At 71.2% G+C, this 15,291-nt stretch carries 16 protein-coding genes and 1 riboswitch; of the genes, 6 read left to right on the top strand and 10 right to left on the bottom strand.

Going from position 1 to position 15,291, the window contains the following annotated elements:
- Window positions 1–110: 110 nt before the first annotated feature.
- Window positions 111–197: riboswitch (cobalamin riboswitch) on the bottom strand.
- A gap of 90 nt (window positions 198–287) precedes the next feature.
- Window positions 288–950, top strand: a complete 663-nt coding sequence (locus EJ357_RS13665; protein WP_126391878.1) for a phosphotransferase — start codon at window positions 288–290, stop codon at window positions 948–950.
- Here EJ357_RS13665 and EJ357_RS13660 read toward each other — a convergent pair.
- From EJ357_RS13660 to EJ357_RS13650, 3 genes are all read right to left on the bottom strand, one after another.
- Window positions 940–1,389 carry a nuclear transport factor 2 family protein gene (locus EJ357_RS13660; protein WP_126391877.1) on the bottom strand — a complete coding sequence of 150 codons (450 nt, stop codon included), beginning with the start codon at window positions 1,387–1,389 and terminating at the stop codon, window positions 940–942. The genes EJ357_RS13665 and EJ357_RS13660 overlap by 11 nt on opposite strands.
- A gap of 13 nt (window positions 1,390–1,402) precedes the next feature.
- Window positions 1,403–2,431, bottom strand: a complete 1,029-nt coding sequence (locus tag EJ357_RS13655; protein ID WP_126391876.1) for an MBL fold metallo-hydrolase — start codon at window positions 2,429–2,431, stop codon at window positions 1,403–1,405.
- Window positions 2,432–2,524: 93 nt separating this feature from the next.
- Window positions 2,525–2,782, bottom strand: a complete 258-nt coding sequence (locus tag EJ357_RS13650) for a hypothetical protein (protein ID WP_126391875.1) — start codon at window positions 2,780–2,782, stop codon at window positions 2,525–2,527.
- Window positions 2,783–2,916: 134 nt separating this feature from the next.
- On the opposite strand from EJ357_RS13650, the gene EJ357_RS13645 reads away from it, so the two are divergent.
- Together EJ357_RS13645 and EJ357_RS13640 are read left to right on the top strand one after the other, a co-directional pair.
- The gene (locus EJ357_RS13645) at window positions 2,917–4,374 is read left to right on the top strand and encodes an aldehyde dehydrogenase (RefSeq protein ID WP_126391874.1); all 1,458 of its coding nucleotides are present in this window, start codon (window positions 2,917–2,919) and stop codon (window positions 4,372–4,374) included.
- Window positions 4,375–4,377: 3 nt separating this feature from the next.
- Entirely contained in the window at window positions 4,378–4,611 is a 234-nt protein-coding gene (locus EJ357_RS13640) for a ferredoxin (protein WP_126391873.1), read from the top strand.
- A gap of 266 nt (window positions 4,612–4,877) precedes the next feature.
- On the opposite strand, the gene EJ357_RS13635 is transcribed toward EJ357_RS13640, so the two are convergent.
- Entirely contained in the window at window positions 4,878–5,498 is a 621-nt protein-coding gene (locus EJ357_RS13635; protein ID WP_126391872.1) for a TetR family transcriptional regulator, read from the bottom strand.
- A gap of 210 nt (window positions 5,499–5,708) precedes the next feature.
- Between EJ357_RS13635 and EJ357_RS13630 the strand changes: the two genes are divergently transcribed.
- The 3 genes from EJ357_RS13630 to EJ357_RS13620 are packed head-to-tail and all read left to right on the top strand — an operon-like array spanning window position 5,709 to window position 9,000.
- Window positions 5,709–7,205: a glycosyltransferase family 4 protein gene (locus EJ357_RS13630; RefSeq protein ID WP_126391871.1), complete on the top strand. Its 1,497-nt coding sequence runs from the start codon at window positions 5,709–5,711 to the stop codon at window positions 7,203–7,205.
- Window positions 7,199–7,933, top strand: coding sequence for a class I SAM-dependent methyltransferase (locus EJ357_RS13625; protein WP_126391870.1), 735 nt, complete (start codon window positions 7,199–7,201; stop codon window positions 7,931–7,933). The genes EJ357_RS13630 and EJ357_RS13625 overlap by 7 nt, the downstream gene beginning before the upstream one ends.
- Window positions 7,930–9,000, top strand: a complete 1,071-nt coding sequence (locus EJ357_RS13620; RefSeq protein ID WP_126391869.1) for a prenyltransferase/squalene oxidase repeat-containing protein — start codon at window positions 7,930–7,932, stop codon at window positions 8,998–9,000. The genes EJ357_RS13625 and EJ357_RS13620 overlap by 4 nt, the downstream gene beginning before the upstream one ends.
- An 11-nt stretch (window positions 9,001–9,011) precedes the next feature.
- On the opposite strand, the gene EJ357_RS13615 is transcribed toward EJ357_RS13620, so the two are convergent.
- The 6 genes from EJ357_RS13615 to EJ357_RS13590 form a co-directional block, all read right to left on the bottom strand.
- Complete coding sequence (locus tag EJ357_RS13615; protein ID WP_126391868.1) at window positions 9,012–9,305, bottom strand: hypothetical protein; 294 nt, start codon at window positions 9,303–9,305, stop codon at window positions 9,012–9,014.
- 158 nt (window positions 9,306–9,463) lie between these two features.
- On the bottom strand, window positions 9,464–10,474 hold the full coding sequence (locus EJ357_RS13610) for an LLM class F420-dependent oxidoreductase (protein WP_126391867.1): 1,011 nt from the start codon (window positions 10,472–10,474) through the stop codon (window positions 9,464–9,466).
- Window positions 10,475–10,603: 129 nt separating this feature from the next.
- On the bottom strand, window positions 10,604–11,434 hold the full coding sequence (locus tag EJ357_RS13605; protein WP_126391866.1) for a DUF5336 domain-containing protein: 831 nt from the start codon (window positions 11,432–11,434) through the stop codon (window positions 10,604–10,606).
- A 164-nt stretch (window positions 11,435–11,598) separates the two neighbouring features.
- On the bottom strand, window positions 11,599–12,552 hold the full coding sequence (locus EJ357_RS13600; protein WP_126391865.1) for an N-acetylmuramoyl-L-alanine amidase: 954 nt from the start codon (window positions 12,550–12,552) through the stop codon (window positions 11,599–11,601).
- An 89-nt stretch (window positions 12,553–12,641) separates the two neighbouring features.
- The gene (locus EJ357_RS13595) at window positions 12,642–13,292 is read right to left on the bottom strand and encodes a class I SAM-dependent methyltransferase (RefSeq protein ID WP_126391864.1); all 651 of its coding nucleotides are present in this window, start codon (window positions 13,290–13,292) and stop codon (window positions 12,642–12,644) included.
- Window positions 13,293–13,420: 128 nt separating this feature from the next.
- Complete coding sequence (locus tag EJ357_RS13590) at window positions 13,421–15,175, bottom strand: MFS transporter (protein ID WP_126391863.1); 1,755 nt, start codon at window positions 15,173–15,175, stop codon at window positions 13,421–13,423.
- Window positions 15,176–15,291 lie beyond the last annotated feature (116 nt).

The raw sequence follows: 15,291 nt of genomic DNA, 5'->3' as shown, positions 1-15,291 counted from the left end.
GCCCTTCCCTCAGGGGGCCGGGCAGCACAGGGGAGTCCCCCGGGCGGCTCGGCTCCGTACCTCGACGGTGCCGTACTCCGGCCGGTTGCCGGTGCACGTGAGCCGGTCACGTTTCCGTACGGGGCGATCCGGCTCACCGGCCTGCGAGCGGGCCCGGTTCACGGTTGCGGGTCAGCGCCGGATTTGCACCGGCTTCCCCCTGTACGGGTGTGATGACGACGCCGTCACTCTACCCGGCCGTAACAAGCACCCTGAGGGCCACCTGTGCTGGCAGGTAGGTTCGAGACATGGCAGACGCCGCTGGGGGAGGGGCTGTGGGGAGACTGATCGGGTCGGGGCGTGCGTCCGACGTGTATGAGATCGACGAGGCGTGGGTGCTGCGCCGCGACCGTGAGGGCTACGCCGACGGACTCGCCGAGGCCGCCTTGATGGAGCGTCTGCGCGCGCACGGCTACCCGGTGCCCCGGGTGCGGCCCGCCGACTCCTCGCGGTCCGAGCTCGTCATGGAACGGCTCTACGGACCGACGATGCTGGAGGCTTTCGTCGCGGGACGGATCGACGCGCGCGAGAGCGGGGACATCCTGGCCCGCCTCCTGCGGCAGCTGCACGCCGTTCCCGGACGCGTGGTCCACCTGGATCTCCACCCGGAGAACGTGATGCTCACCGCCGACGGCCCCTATGTCATCGACTGGGCCAACGCCGAGGAGGGCGACCCGGGCCTGGACTGGGGCATGTCCGCAGTGATCCTCGCGCAGGTGGCCGTGACCGACGAGCAGTTCGCCGCGCCCGTCCGCGCCACGCTCGCCAGTCTCCTCGCCGACCCTTCCGACCTCACAGGGGAGGGCCTGACGGAGGCTCGCCGTCGGCGCGCCGCCAACCCGACGATGAGTGTGCGGGAGGTCGAAGCGCTCGGTGAGGCGGAGGAGTTGATCCGGTCCTTCATGGCCTAGGCGGGCGCGGGGTCGGTCCGCCGAACGCCAGATGCAGGACCCGGGCGGACAGGAGCCAGGCGCCGTCCGGTGACCTGCGGAACGTGTCCTCGTAGTGGCCGACCTGGACCGGGGGTCCCGGCGGGACCAGGCCGCCCTCGTGGCCGTCGACGCGGTACGTCGTGAAGTACGAGATCGCCGTCGCCGTGTCCGCAGAGGTGACCGTGACCAGGATGTTGGACATGACGCGGCGGGAGAGCCGGTCGGCGGGGCGGGAGCCGAAGTAGTCGCGGAGCGACTCACGGCCCTTGACCGAACGGTCGCCCGCCGGCCAGGTCCAGACGCCGTCCTCGGTGAACAGCTCGGCGACGGAGGCGGGTTCGCCCAGGTCGAGGCGGTGGACGAAGTCGACGACGATGCGCTCGCAGGCGCGTTCGGCGAGAAGCCGCTCCATGGTCATGTGGCAACACCTATCAAACGGCGACGTATGTCACCGGCTCACTCCCCGCCACGGCCTCCGCCCTCCCCAGCTTCACCAGCCGCCGCAGATGGGCCTCCGCCTCCGCGATCGCGATGTTCCTCGATCCGTACGGGATCTGCTCCCAGGGCCGGTTCCACTCCATGCGCTCGGCGAGCTGCCACGGCGTGAGGGGTTCGGCGAGGAGGGCGAGGAGGCCGGTGAGGCGGGACTCGTGGTGGGTCAGCAACTCCCGTACGCGGGCGGGTGCGTCGGTGAACGCGTGCTGGTGGGCGGGGAGGATCTCGGCGGGGGCGAGGCCGCCGACGCGTTCGAGGGAGGCTAGGTAGTCGCCGAGGGGGTCGGTGACGGCCGTGTCCTCGGGGTCCTCGTACAGGCCGATGTGCGGGGTGATCCCGGGGAGCAGGTGGTCGCCGGAGAACAGGCGGCCGTGGCCCGGGAGTTGGGCCGGGTGGTCCTCCTCCAGGTGCAGGCAGACATGGCCGGGCGTGTGGCCCGGGGTCCAGATCGCGCGCAGGCGGCGGCCGGGGAGGTCGAGGAGTTCGCCGGGGACGATCTCGCGGTCGGGGAGGGCGGGGGAGAAGCCGGGCAGGGTGCTCGGGCGGCGGGCGGCGCGCAGGGGGGACACATGGGCGTCGGGGGCGCCGGCCGCGGTGAGCTTGTCCGCCATGTAGGAGAACCAGCGCTCGGGGTGGGTCGCGCGGGTGCGCCGTACGATCGCCGCGTCCGCCGCGTGCATCGCGATCCAGGCGCCGGAGGCCTCGCGCACCTTGGCGGACAGGCCGTGGTGGTCGGGGTGGTGGTGGGTGATCACCACGCCGTGGACGTCACCGGCCGCGGTGCCGCACGCGGCGAGGCCCTCGGCGAGGGTGTCCCAGGAGGCCGGGTCGTCCCAGCCGGTGTCGACGAGCACCGGGCCCCGGTCGGTGTCGACGACGTACACGAGGGTGTGGCCGAGCGGGTTGTCAGGGATGGGGACCTGGATGGACCGGACGCCGCCGCCGTGGTCGTACACCTGCGCCATGGGCTCCCCAATCGCCGCGACACGTTCCGGCCGACCGGGCCACTATAACTAGAACAGGTTCCGATGGGAGCCCGAGTCATCTACCCGGGGCATCTACCAGCAGTCCGGCGAGAGCAGGGTGGGGAAGTGCTCGCAGGGGTCCCAGGTCGGCATCTCGGCGGGTTCGGCCCGTCTCATGCGCTCGGGAGTCCAGAACTTCCTGATCTCCTCCGGGCTCTTCGTCTCCCGGTGCACGGACACCCCGTTGCCGCGCTTCACATCGCCCCAGGCCGACGCCATCCATACGGCGCCGCCGACGGCCACCGCCATGGCCGTGGCGAACACCGCCCAGTCGCGCCCGCGCGCTGCCATCCCGTGCCCCCTCGCCGTCCCGCTCAGCGTAGGGGCGAGGTGTGTGCGCTCCGTGGACTCCTCCGGGTGGAACTGGTATCAGTTCCGTGTATCTGATGGATCGTCAGAGTCCCGCTCAGGGGAGGCAGTCGGCCATGACCGAGCTCGTGGAACACGGACAGCTGTTCATCGGCGGGGAGTTGACCGACCCCCTGGGCCAGGACGTCATCGAGGTGATCTCGCCGCACACGGAGGAGGTCGTCGGACGCGTGCCGCACGCCTCGCCGGCCGACGTCGACCGGGCCGTCGCGGTGGCGCGCAAGGCGTTCGACGAGGGGCCCTGGCCGCGGATGGGCCTCGACGAGCGGATCGAGGTCGTCACCCGCATCAAGGACGGGATAGCCCTGCGGCACGAGGAGATCGCCCGCGTGATCTCCTCCGAGAACGGCTCCCCGTACTCCTGGAGCGTCCTCGCCCAGGCGCTCGGCGCGATGATGGTGTGGGACGCGGCGATCACGGTCGCGCGGAACTTCACGTACGAGGAGACCCGGGACGGTGTGCTCGGGAAGATCCTCGTGCGGCGCGAGCCGGTCGGGGTCGTGGCGGCCGTCGTCCCCTGGAACGTCCCGCAGTTCGTCGCCGCCGCCAAGCTCGCGCCCGCGCTGCTCACCGGCTGCACGGTGGTGCTCAAGCCGTCGCCGGAGTCGCCGCTGGACGCCTACCTCCTCGCGGAGATCGCGAAGGACGCCGGGCTGCCGGAGGGTGTGCTGTCCATTCTCCCGGCCGACCGCGAGGTGAGCGAGTACCTGGTCGGGCACCCGTCGGTCGACAAGGTCTCCTTCACCGGCTCGGTGGCTGCGGGCAAGCGCGTGATGGAGGTGGCCGCCCGCAACCTCACCCGCGTGACACTGGAGTTGGGCGGCAAGTCGGCGGCCGTCGTCCTCCCGGACGCGGACGTCGAGGCGACGGTCGCCGGTGTCGTCCCGGCGGCCTGGATGAACAACGGGCAGGCCTGCGTGGCCCAGACCCGGATCCTGCTCCCGCGCTCCCGCTACGACGAGTTCGCCGAGGCCTTCGCCGCGGCGGCCGGCGCGCTGGTGGTCGGCGACCCGCTGGACCCGGCGACCCAGGTGGGCCCGCTGGTGGCGCAGCGGCAGCAGCGCAGGAATCTCGACTACATCCGGATCGGCCAGGAGGAGGGCGCGAAGATCCTCACGGGCGGCGGGCGCCCGGCGGGCCTGGACCGGGGCTGGTACGTCGAGCCGACGCTCTTCGGCGACGTCGACAACTCCATGCGGATCGCTCGCGAGGAGATCTTCGGCCCGGTGATCTGCCTGCTTCCGTACGGCGACGAGTCCGAGGCCGTGAAGATCGCGAACGACTCCGACTACGGCCTGAGCGGCAGCGTCTGGACGGCCGACACCGCGCACGGCATCGAGATCGCCCGCCAGGTGCGCACCGGCACGTACTCGGTGAACACCTTCAGCCTGGACATGCTGGGCCCGTTCGGCGGCTACAAGAACTCCGGTCTGGGGCGGGAGTTCGGCCCCGAGGGCTTCGGCGAGTACCTGGAGCACAAGATGATCCACCTCCCGGCGGGCTGGGAGGCGTAAGGGATGGGCGACCGCTGGCACGTCGAGGTCGACCGGTCGGTGTGCATCGGCTCGGCCCAGTGCGTCCACCACGCCCCCGACGGCTTCCGCCTCGACAGCGGCCGGCAGTCCCATCCGGCCGACCCGGAGACCGACGCGAACGAGAGCGTCCTGGCGGCGGCGGAGAGCTGTCCGGTGGAGGCGATCGTGATCACGCTGCTGGGGAGCGGGGAGCCGGTGTTCCCACCGGAGGAGTAATGCCAGAAAAATCCCTTTTCGGGGGGTTCATTTCCGGGCGGATGTTCTATTCTGGAAATCGGCCTACGGGACGAGTGAGGGAGTCCGAACCGGAGTAGCCGACTCTGGCAGGAAGCAGACGGTTTCCGCTGGGGCCGACGTCGACGGTCCGGGCTGAGAGGCCAGAAGGCAGCAGTCGGGCCGGACGGCGACCCCTAGTACCTGATCCGGGTAATACCGGCGCAGGGAACCCGTCTCGTAGGTCTTCTGTGTGCCCGCGGCCGTCTTCAGGATGCGTCCGTCGGCGCCGTCAGGTCGATCAACCGGCACACCGTCTCGATGTCGATCTTCACCTGGGCGATGGAGGCGCGCCCCGACAGCCAGGTGATCAGGGCCGAGTGCCAGGTGTGCTCGATCACCCGGACGGCGGAGAGCTGCTCGGGAGTCGGGTTCTCCAGACCCATCGCGTCCAGGATGATCACCGTCGTCTGCCGGGAGACCTGGTCGACCTCGGGGGAGACGCTGCGGTCGGCGAAGGTCAGGGCGCGGACCATGGCGTCGGCCAGATGGGGCTCGCGCTGCAGGGCGCGGAAGGCGCGCATCAGGGTCTCCGCGACCCGCTCCGCCGCCGTCTCCCCCTGTGGCGGCTTCTTCCGCAGCGTGCCGTGCATGTGCTCCAGCTGGTCCTGCATCGTGGCGACCAGCAGATGCACCTTGGACGGGAAGTAGCGGTACAGCGTGCCCAGTGCCACCTGCGAGGACTCCGCGACCTCCCGCATCTGCACGGCGTCGAACCCGCCCCGGCTGGCGAGCTGCGCGCTGGCGTGCAGGATGCGCCGGCGACGGGCCTCCTGCCGCTCGGTGAGAGGCGGGGAGGCAGGGCTCGCGCTACTGGCTTCCGCAGGCATGGATCCCGTTCCGTGACAGTCGGTGAGGGTGAGTGACCGGACAGAGCATGCCAGGCTGTCGGCCGTGGCGTGAATCACCTGATCCATCGCTCACAGCGGCGCTACCTGCCGGTAGATTCAGAGCCTCTTGAACGATCAAGTCTGAAACTTGTTCTAGATTAGCGTCCCGGCGTAATCTCGCGGGACAGAGCAGGGAGAAGGGGGCCCAGAGTGACCGCTGAGGCCAGGGAGGCCGGGTCCCCCGAGGACCTTGCCGCCGACGGCGAGCGACCGCTCGACATCGCGCTTCTCACTTATAAAGGGAACCCGTTCTGCGGCGGCCAGGGCGTCTACGTACGGCACCTCTCCCGCGAGCTCGCCCGCCTCGGCCACCGCGTCGAGGTCATCGGCTCCCAGCCCTACCCCGTCCTCGACGAGGGCGCGGAGTACGCCGACCGCCTGAGCCTCACCGAACTCCCCAGCCTCGACCTCTACCGCCAGCCCGACCCCTTCCGTACCCCGGGACGCGACGAGTACCGCGACTGGGTCGACGCGCTGGAAGTGGCGACCATGTGGACCGGCGGATTCCCCGAGCCGCTGACGTTCTCGCTGCGCGCCCGCCGCCATCTGCGCGCCCGCCGCGGCGAGTTCGACGTCGTGCACGACAACCAGACGCTGGGATACGGCTTGCTGGGCGAGGTCGGTGCCCCCCTCGTCACCACGATCCACCACCCCATCACCGTGGACCGCCAGTTGGAGCTGGACGCGGCCGAGGGCTGGCAGCGCCGGATGTCGGTCCGCCGCTGGTACGCCTTCACGCGGATGCAGAAGCGCGTGGCGCGCCGCCTGCCGTCCGTGCTGACCGTGTCCGGCACGTCCCGCGCGGAGATCGTCGACCACCTCGGCGTACGGCAGGACCGCATCCACGTCGTGCACATCGGCGCGGACACCGACCTGTTCTCGCCGGATCCCTCGGTACCGCAGATCCCGGGCCGCATCGTGACGACGTCCAGCGCGGACGTCCCTCTCAAGGGCCTGGTCTTCCTCGTCGAGGCACTGGCCAAGGTCCGCACCGAGCACCCCGACGCCCATCTCGTCGTCGTCGGCAAGCGGCCCGAGGAGGGCCCGGTCGCCCAGACGATCGAGCGGTACGGCCTCGAAGGCGCCGTCGAGTTCGTCAAGGGCATCTCCGACGCCGAGCTCGTCGACCTCGTGCGCTCGGCGCAGGTGGCGTGCGTGCCGTCGCTCTACGAGGGCTTCTCCCTGCCCGCCGCCGAGGCCATGGCCACGGGAACGCCGCTGGTCGCCACGACCGGCGGGGCGATCCCGGAGGTCGCCGGCCGGGACGGCGAGACGTGCCTGGCGGTGCCGCCGGGTGACTCCGGGGCCCTGGCCGCCGGGCTGGGCCGGCTGCTGGGCGACGCGGAACTGCGCGAGCGCCTGGGCGCGGCGGGGCGCGAGCGCGTCCTACGGCACTTCACCTGGGCCCGGGCCGCCGAGGGCACGGTGGAGAGGTACCGCGAGGCGATAGCCCGCTCCGCGGCCGAGGAACCGAGCCGCTCCGCGACGGCAGCCCCGCGCCGCCCCGCGGCCACAGCCGCGAGCCACCCCACGGCGGCGACAGCCACGAGCCGCTCCGCGCCCCCGACGCCCGGCCACTCCGCGGCCGCACCCCAAGCTCCCACCGTTGTTGAAGGCGCCAACTCCGAAAGCAGGGCCACGTGCTGACCGTCGACTTCTCCCGGTTCCCGCTCGCCCCGGGCGACCGCGTTCTGGACCTCGGCTGCGGTGCCGGCAGGCACGCGTTCGAGTGCTACCGGCGCGGCGCCCAGGTCGTGGCGCTGGACCAGAACGGTGAGGAGATCCGCGAGGTCGCGAAGTGGTTCGCGGCGATGAAGGAGGCCGGCGAGGCCCCCGAGGGCGCGACGGCCACGGCGATGGAGGGCGACGCGCTCGCCCTGCCCTTCCCCGACGAGTCCTTCGACGTCGTGATCATCTCCGAGGTCATGGAGCACATCCCGGACGACAAGGGCGTACTCGCCGAGATGGTCCGGGTGTTGAAGCCCGGCGGCCGTATCGCCATCACCGTCCCGCGCTACGGCCCCGAGAAGGTCTGCTGGGCGCTGTCCGACGCGTACCACGAGGTCGAGGGCGGCCACATCCGCATCTACAAGGCGGACGAGCTGCTGGCGAAGATCCGCGAGGCGGGCCTGAAGCCGTACGGCACCCACCACGCCCACGCCCTGCACTCGCCGTACTGGTGGCTGAAGTGCGCGTTCGGCGTCGACAACGACAAGGCGCTGCCGGTGCGGGCGTACCACAAGCTGCTGGTCTGGGACATCATGAAGAAACCGCTGGCCACCCGGGTCGCCGAACAGGCGCTGAACCCGCTGATCGGCAAGAGCTTCGTGGCGTACGCGACCAAGCCCCACCTCCCCCGGGTGGACGCCAAGTGACCACCCCCCGGACAGAACACCTCGTCCTGCCCGGGGTCCTCACCGCCGGGCAGGCCGCCGCGACCGTGGCGGGGATCCTCGCCGTGCAGCGGGAGGACGGGGCGATCCCGTGGTTCCGCGGGCACCACCTCGACCCGTGGGACCACGTCGAGGCGGCGATGGCGCTGGACGCGGCCGGAGAGCACGAGGCCGCCGAGCGGGCGTACACCTGGCTGGCCACGCACCAGAACGAGGACGGCTCCTGGTACGCCGCCTACCAGGACGGCGCCTTCGACGACGTCACCGACACCGGGCGCGAGACCAACTTCGTCGCCTACATCGCCGTGGGCGTCTGGCACCACTACCTCTCCACCGGCGACGACACGTTCCTGGACCGCATGTGGCCGTCCGTCTACGCCGCGATCGAGTGCGTCCTGAAGCTCCAGCAGCCGGGCGGACAGATCGGCTGGCGGCGCGACGACGACGGCACCGCGACGAAGGACGCCCTGCTGACCGGCTCCTCCTCGATCCACCATGCCCTGCGGTGCGCGCTCGCCATCGCCGAGCAGCGGGAAGAGCCGCAGCCGGACTGGGAGTTGGCCGCGGGCGCGCTGCGGCACGCGATCCGCCGGCATCCGGAGCGGTTCCTGGACAAGGACCGCTACTCGATGGACTGGTACTACCCGGTGCTGGGCGGCGCGTTGACGGGCGCCGAGGCCAAGTCCCGGATGGAGGAGGGCTGGGACCGTTTCGTCGTCCCGGGGCTCGGAGTGCGGTGCGTCGTCCCCAACCCGTGGGTCACGGGCGGGGAGTCGGCCGAACTCGCCCTCGCGCTGTGGGCGATGGGCGAGTCGGACCGCGCGCTGGAGATCCTGCAGTCCATCCAGCACCTGCGCGATCCGGAGAGCGGGCTCTACTGGACGGGCTACGTCTTCGACGACGACGCGATCTGGCCGCGCGAGCTGACGACCTGGACGGCCGGGTCGCTTTTGCTGGCGGTCGCGGCGCTGGGCGGGCACGAGGCCACGTGCGCGGTGTTCGGCGGGGACCGCCTGCCCTTGGGGCTGGACCCGGACTGCTGCGCCTGACCCGAGTGGCTTCAGTGGCGGTGAGCCCGATTGGCTATGGCGTGGCCGATGAACAGGTACACCACCGCGGCCAGCCCGTAACCGGCCACCACCCGCGCCCACTCGGCGTCGAACGTGAACAGGTCGTGCGACCAGCCGGCCAGCCAGCGGGCCGCGTCATGGACGAACTGGACGAAATCGTTGGCACGGTTGGCGTCCAGTAGGTACATCAGGATCCACAGGCCCAGAATGAGGGCCATGACGTCGGCGACGATCGCTATGACCGTGCCGGCCTGATTGGCACCATTGCGATATCGAAGGGACATGCCCTCCGGGTAGCCCCAGCGGCGTGACCGAAACCTCGCGATTGAGGCCGGAACGGGTCGCCACGTTCAACTGGCGTTCTCCACAAGGTCGTTCGATGGTCAAGGTGATCACCAAGTCCGACCATGCAAGTCACAGCCCCGCCGCTCCTTTGGGGCGCTCAGGAGTTGAGTTCGGCCAGTACCCGCAGCGTGTGCGGGTCCGGAGCCAACGCCAGCAGATCGGTCACCGGCCCCTTCCGCCACGACTCCAGCCGCTCGGCGATGCGTTCACGCGGCCCGACCAGGGAGATCTCGTCGGCGAAGGCGTCCGGAACGGCGAGGACGGCCTCCTGCCTGCGGCCGCTGAGGAACAGCTCCTGAATCCGCCGGGCGTCCTCCTCGTATCCCATGCGGGCCATGAGGTCGGCGTGGAAGTTGCGGGCCGCGTGGCCCATGCCGCCGATGTAGAAGCCGAGCATGGCCTTGACGGGAAGAAGGCCTTCGGAGACGTCGTCACACACCCGGACGCGGGCCATGGGGGCGACGAGGAAGTCCTGGGGGAGTTCGCGGACAGCGGCCCCGTACACCTCCGGCCTGCTCGGCGACCAGTACAACGGCAGCCACCCGTCGGCGATGCGCGTGGTCTGGGCGACGTTCTTCGGCCCCTCCGCGCCGAGCAGCACAGGAAGGTCCGGGCGGAGGGGATGGGTGATCGGCTTGAGGGCCTTGCCGATGCCGCTGGCGTCCGGGCCGCGGTACGGGTGGGAGTGGAAGCGTCCGTCGAGCTCAACGGGCGCCTCGCGCCGCAGGACTTGCCGTACGACATCGACGTACTCCCTCGTCGCGGTCAGCGGCGACTTCGGGAACGGCCGCCCGTACCACCCCTCCACCACCTGCGGCCCCGACAGCCCCAGCCCCAGCATCATGCGCCCGCCGGAGAGGTGGTCGAGGGTGAGGGCGTGCATGGCGGTGGTGGTGGGAGAACGGGCGGCCATCTGGGCAACGGCCGTGCCCAGCTTGATCCTTGAGGTCCGCGCGGCGATCCAGGTGAGCGGGGTGAACGCGTCGGAACCCCAGGACTCGGCGGTCCACACCGAGTCGTAGCCGAGCCGCTCGGCCTCCTGGGCGAGGGGGACGTGGTCCGCGGAGGGGCCGCGACCCCAGTAGCCGAGAGCGAGCCCGAGCCGCATACCTGCCTCCTTCTGACGGTGCGTCAGGTGAGTCGGTCGGAGGGCGACTGTACGACAACGGCCCCTCACCGGGAAGTGGTGAGGGGCCGTCGTACGGCTGCTGTATTGCGGTTCGTACGGCTTCGAGGCTCAGCCGCGCTGGATGCCCGAGGTGTCCTGGAGCACACCACGGCGGCCGTCCTGCGTCTGGGCGACGAGGGCCGGGCCGCGCTGCTCGACGGCCAGGTACCAGGTACCCGGCGCGAGTTCGGCGATCGGCGTGGGCGAGCCGTCCTCCGCGAACAGGGGGCGCGGCACGGGCACGGCGAACCAGAACGGCGAGAAGTCCCCGGCGGGCGCCTGCGGCTGCGGCTGCCCCGGCTGCCCGGGCTGCTGCCCCCCGAAGGGCTGCCCCGGCTGCGGCTGCCCACCGTACGGAGGCTGAGGCTGCGGCTGCTGCGCGCCCGGGTAGCCGTAACCACCCTGCGGCTGACCGCCGTAGGGCTGGGGGGCGGCGGGGCGGGGGGCCGGGACGAGGCCGGCCTGGAGGGCGGGGACGAGGGGGGTGGCGATGGCGGCGCCGGCCATGAGCAGGGTTGCGATGAGGGCGAGGATCAGGCCGATGCCGGGGCTGACACCGATATCCGTGCCGCCGTTGTCGGCTCCGCCCATCACGTCGAAGGTGTTGCCCAGCGTGCTCCACGCCGCGAAGACCGTGAAGGCGGCACCGAACTGCCCGAGGTCCAGGCCGGCGACCTTGGGCACCTGCGGCAGGCCCCGGGACACGACGACGAGTGCGCCGCCGATGATCCCGGCCAGGACGACACTCATCAAGACCGGACCGCTTCCCCAGAGATTCGGGAGGTCGGCGCTGTCAGAGGCCCCGTCGATCGAGTACAGATCGAGGAACGACGCGATCAACAGCAATACCGCTGCTCCGATCACCACGCCGTCGCCTCGAGTGAGGGAGCGGATATTCACTTCAGGTCCTTCGTCAGTCGTCTCGTCATCGGCATCGCTGGAGGCGTCGCTGTCACCATGTCGCCCTCAGGCCCCGGTGTGAAGCGCGGGGGTGGCCCCTCATCGTAGGGACGACCCTATCTTCCGACCGGCGAGGGTGTCCGCCGGGATCCGCCCGCTGATCACTACCCGCGCAGGAAACTCACGATTCCCTCAGAGATCCCTCGCGCCGCCTTCTGCCGCCACGCGCCGCTGGTGAGCTGTGCCGCGTCCTTGGTATCGCGCATGTTGCCGCACTCGATGAACACCTTGGGAACCGTTGACAGATTGAGACCGCCGAGATCCTTACGCGTGACGAGACCGGTGCCGTCGCCGACGTAGTTGGAGGGCGCGCTGCCCGTGACGCGGACGAAGGAGCCGGCGATGCGCTCGCCCAGGTCGCGGGAGGGGGTGACGATGGGGCCGGTGTTCGCGGCGCCCTCGGACACCTTGGCCGGGAGGATGACGTGGAAGCCGCGTTGGCCGGTGTCCGCGCCGTCCGCGTGGATGGAGACGACGGCGTCGGCGTGCGCCTTGTTGCCGATCTCCGCCCGTTCGTCCACGCACGGACCCCACGACCGGTCGCCGTCCTGCGTGAACTTCACTGTGGCGCCCTGCTTCTGCAGCAAGGTGCGCAGCCGGTGGGCGACGTCGAGGGTGAACTTCGCCTCGGTGTAGCCGTCGTTGGTGGACGTGCCCGTGGTGTCGCACTCCTTCCAGTTCGTGCCGATGTTCACCTTGCGGTTGATCTCGGCCGTGTGCTGGAAGTTGTTGGGATTGTGGCCCGGGTCGATGACGACGACCTTGCCCTTGAGGGGGCCGGAGGCGGCGGGCGCGGACGTGGAGTCGGCGGTGGCGTCGTCGGTGGGGGTCGGGCCCGGCGGCTTGTCGTCGTTCGTCGCGGAGATCGTCGGCGGCGTCTGCGACGGCCGTACGGCCGCGTTGCCCGCCCCGCCCGCGCCACCGGAGTCACCCATCGCCTCGTACAACACCCACCCGAGCACCGCCCCCGGCACGAGGGCGGCGGCCGCGACGGTCAGGGCGCGGCGGTGGGGGCGGCGGGGCTGGGGAGGATCGAAGTCAGGGCCTACGTACGACACGCCTGCCACCTTACGGGCCGACCGGGCGCTCCACGGGGAAGGCACGGTCGAGCACGGCCGACCGTGGGACGAGCCCGCCGACCGTGGGATCAGACCCCTGTCCCCGTCCGCCGCAGCACCCGCAGCGACTCCGTCACCGACACCTCCGTGAACGCGCCGGACTCCAGCGCCCGCAGATAGACGCGGTACGGCGCCTGCCCGGTGAACTCGTCCTTCGGGTCCGGGAACACGTCGTGGATGACGAGCAGTCCGCCCTCGGCGACATGCGGGGCCCAGCCCTCGTAGTCGGCGTTCGCGTGCTCGTCGGTGTGGCCGCCGTCGATGAAGACGAGGCCGAGGGGTGTGCCCCAGATCTTCGCCACCTGCGGGGAGCGGCCGACGAGGGCGACGACGTGCTCCTCCAGGCCCGCCTTGTGCAGCGTGCGGCGGAACGTCGGCAGCGTGTCCATGAGGCCGATCTCGGGGTCGACCGTCTCCGGGTCGTGGTACTCCCACCCCGGCTGCTGCTCCTCGCTGCCGCGGTGGTGGTCGACCGTGAGAACCGTCACCCCGGCCTCGCGGGCCGCGTCGGCCAGGAGGATCGTCGAGCGGCCGCAGTACGTGCCGACCTCCAGGAGCGGCAGGCCGAGCCGCCCGGCCTCGACGGCCGCCGCGTGGAGCGCGAGCCCCTCGCCCACGGGCATGAAGCCCTTCGCCGCCTCGAACGCGGCCAGGATCTCGGGCTTGGGGGCCGGGGCCATGGGGTCCCTTTCTGTCGTACGAGCGTGTGGGCGCCCATCGTGCACCACACCCCCCGTCATGGGGGCGACGGGGGGTGGTGGACGGCCGGTGGGTGGACGGCCGGGGCGCCAGGCCCCGACTGCCTCACTCAGGCCCTGACCGTCGCTCCCGGCAGCGGCAGATCCACGTCCACCGCGCTGTCGTCGCCCGCGTGCGTCGCCGACGAGGCGAGCGGGGCGTGGCCGTCGGCCCGGGCGGCCAGGACGTAGGCGCCCTGGGCGGGCACCGGGAGTGCGTAGGTGCCGTCCTCGGCGGAGAGGGTCGCGCCCGCCTGGCGGCCCCGGCGGTCGATCAGCGTCACCTTCGCGCGGGCGACCGGCGTGCCCTCGGCGTCCAGGACGCGGCCGCGGAAGCCCCGCAGAGCCTTCTCGGCGCGTTCCAGGTTGGCGTCCTCCTCGCTGCTGGCGCGCAGCTGTGGGTGGGCGGCGGCCGGGCGCTGCTTCGGGAGGAAGAGGGCCAGGAGGAGGCCCACGGCGACCGCGGCGGTCGCGATCAGGAAGGAGACGCGGAAGCCGTGCATGGTCGGGATCTCGACGCCGTTGACCGTGTTCGCGGTGTTGGCCAGCACCATGCCGACGACGGCGCTCGACACGGACGTACCGATGGAACGCATCAGCGTGTTGAGGCCGTTGGCCGCGCCCGTCTCCGAGGCCGGGACCGCGCCGACGATCAGCGCGGGGAGGGAGGAGTAGGCGAGGCCGATGCCGGCGCCCAGGACGACCGCGATGACGAGGCTCTGCCAGGGGGCGCTCATCAGGCCGAGGCCGGCGCCGTAGCCGATCGCGATGATCAGCATGCCGAGGATGAGGGTGGTCTTCGGGCCGTACTTCGCGGAGAGGCGGGCGTAGACGGGCGCCGTGAACATCATCGTCAGGCCCAGCGGGGCCACGAGCAGGCCCGCGACGACCATCGACTGGCCGAGGCCGTAGCCGGTCGCCTTCGGGAGCTGGAGGAGCTGGGGGAGGACGAGCGAGACGACGTAGAACGAGACCCCGACCATGATCGACGCGAGGTTCGTGAAGAGGACCGCCGGGCGGGCCGTGGTGCGCAGGTCGACGAGGGGGGCCTGGGTGCGCAGCTCGTAGACGCCCCAGAGGAGGAGGACGGCCGCGGAGGCTCCGAACATGCCGAGGGTGGTGCCGGAGGTCCAGCCCCAGTCGCTGCCCTTGGTGATGGGCAGGAGGAAGAGGACGAGGCCGGCGGAGAGGCCGAGCGCCCCGAGCAGGTCGAAGGAGCCTTCCGCGCGGACCTCGGATTCCGGTACGACGAGGAGGGTGAGGGCGATGGCGAGGGCGCCGAGGCCGGCGGCGCCGTAAAAGAGGGCGTGCCAGTCGGCGTGCTGGGCGACCAGGGCGGCGGCGGGCAGCGCGAGTCCGCCGCCGACGCCGATCGAGGAGCTCATCAGGGCCATCGCGGAGCCGAGGCGCTCGCGGGGCAGCATGTCGCGCATCAGGCCGATGCCGAGGGGGATCGCGCCCATCGCGAAGCCCTGGAGGGTACGGCCGACGATCATGGGGAGAAGGGTGCTGGTGAGCGCGCTGACCAGCGCACCGGCCACCATCACGGCGAGGCTGGCTATCAGCATGCGGCGCTTGCCGTAGAGGTCGCCGAGGCGGCCCATGATCGGGGTGGCGACGGCGCCCGAGAGCAGTGTCGAGGTCAGGACCCAGGTGGCGTTGCTGGGCGCGGTGTCCAGCAGCTGCGGGAGGTCCTTGATGACCGGGACGAGCAGGGTCTGCATCACCGCGACAACGATGCCCGCGAAGGCGAGGACCGGGACGAGGGCGCCGGAGGCGCCGGTGGCCGCTCTGCCGGTGGGACGGTCGTTCGTCGTTCGTGTCATGTGGGGAATCAACTCGGTGTACCCGGGCAACTATTCCGATGCTTTGGCCAGCTAACGATTTCTTGACCTTCTCTTGGGGAGGGGCCTGAGCGCTTGAGGGCTCTGGGGCTCTGGGG

Source organism: Streptomyces cyaneochromogenes (genome assembly GCF_003963535.1).
Lineage (GTDB): Bacteria > Actinomycetota > Actinomycetes > Streptomycetales > Streptomycetaceae > Streptomyces > Streptomyces shaanxiensis.
The sequence above is the reverse complement of the archived record's forward strand: the minus strand, read 5'-3'. Positions and strand labels throughout refer to the sequence as shown.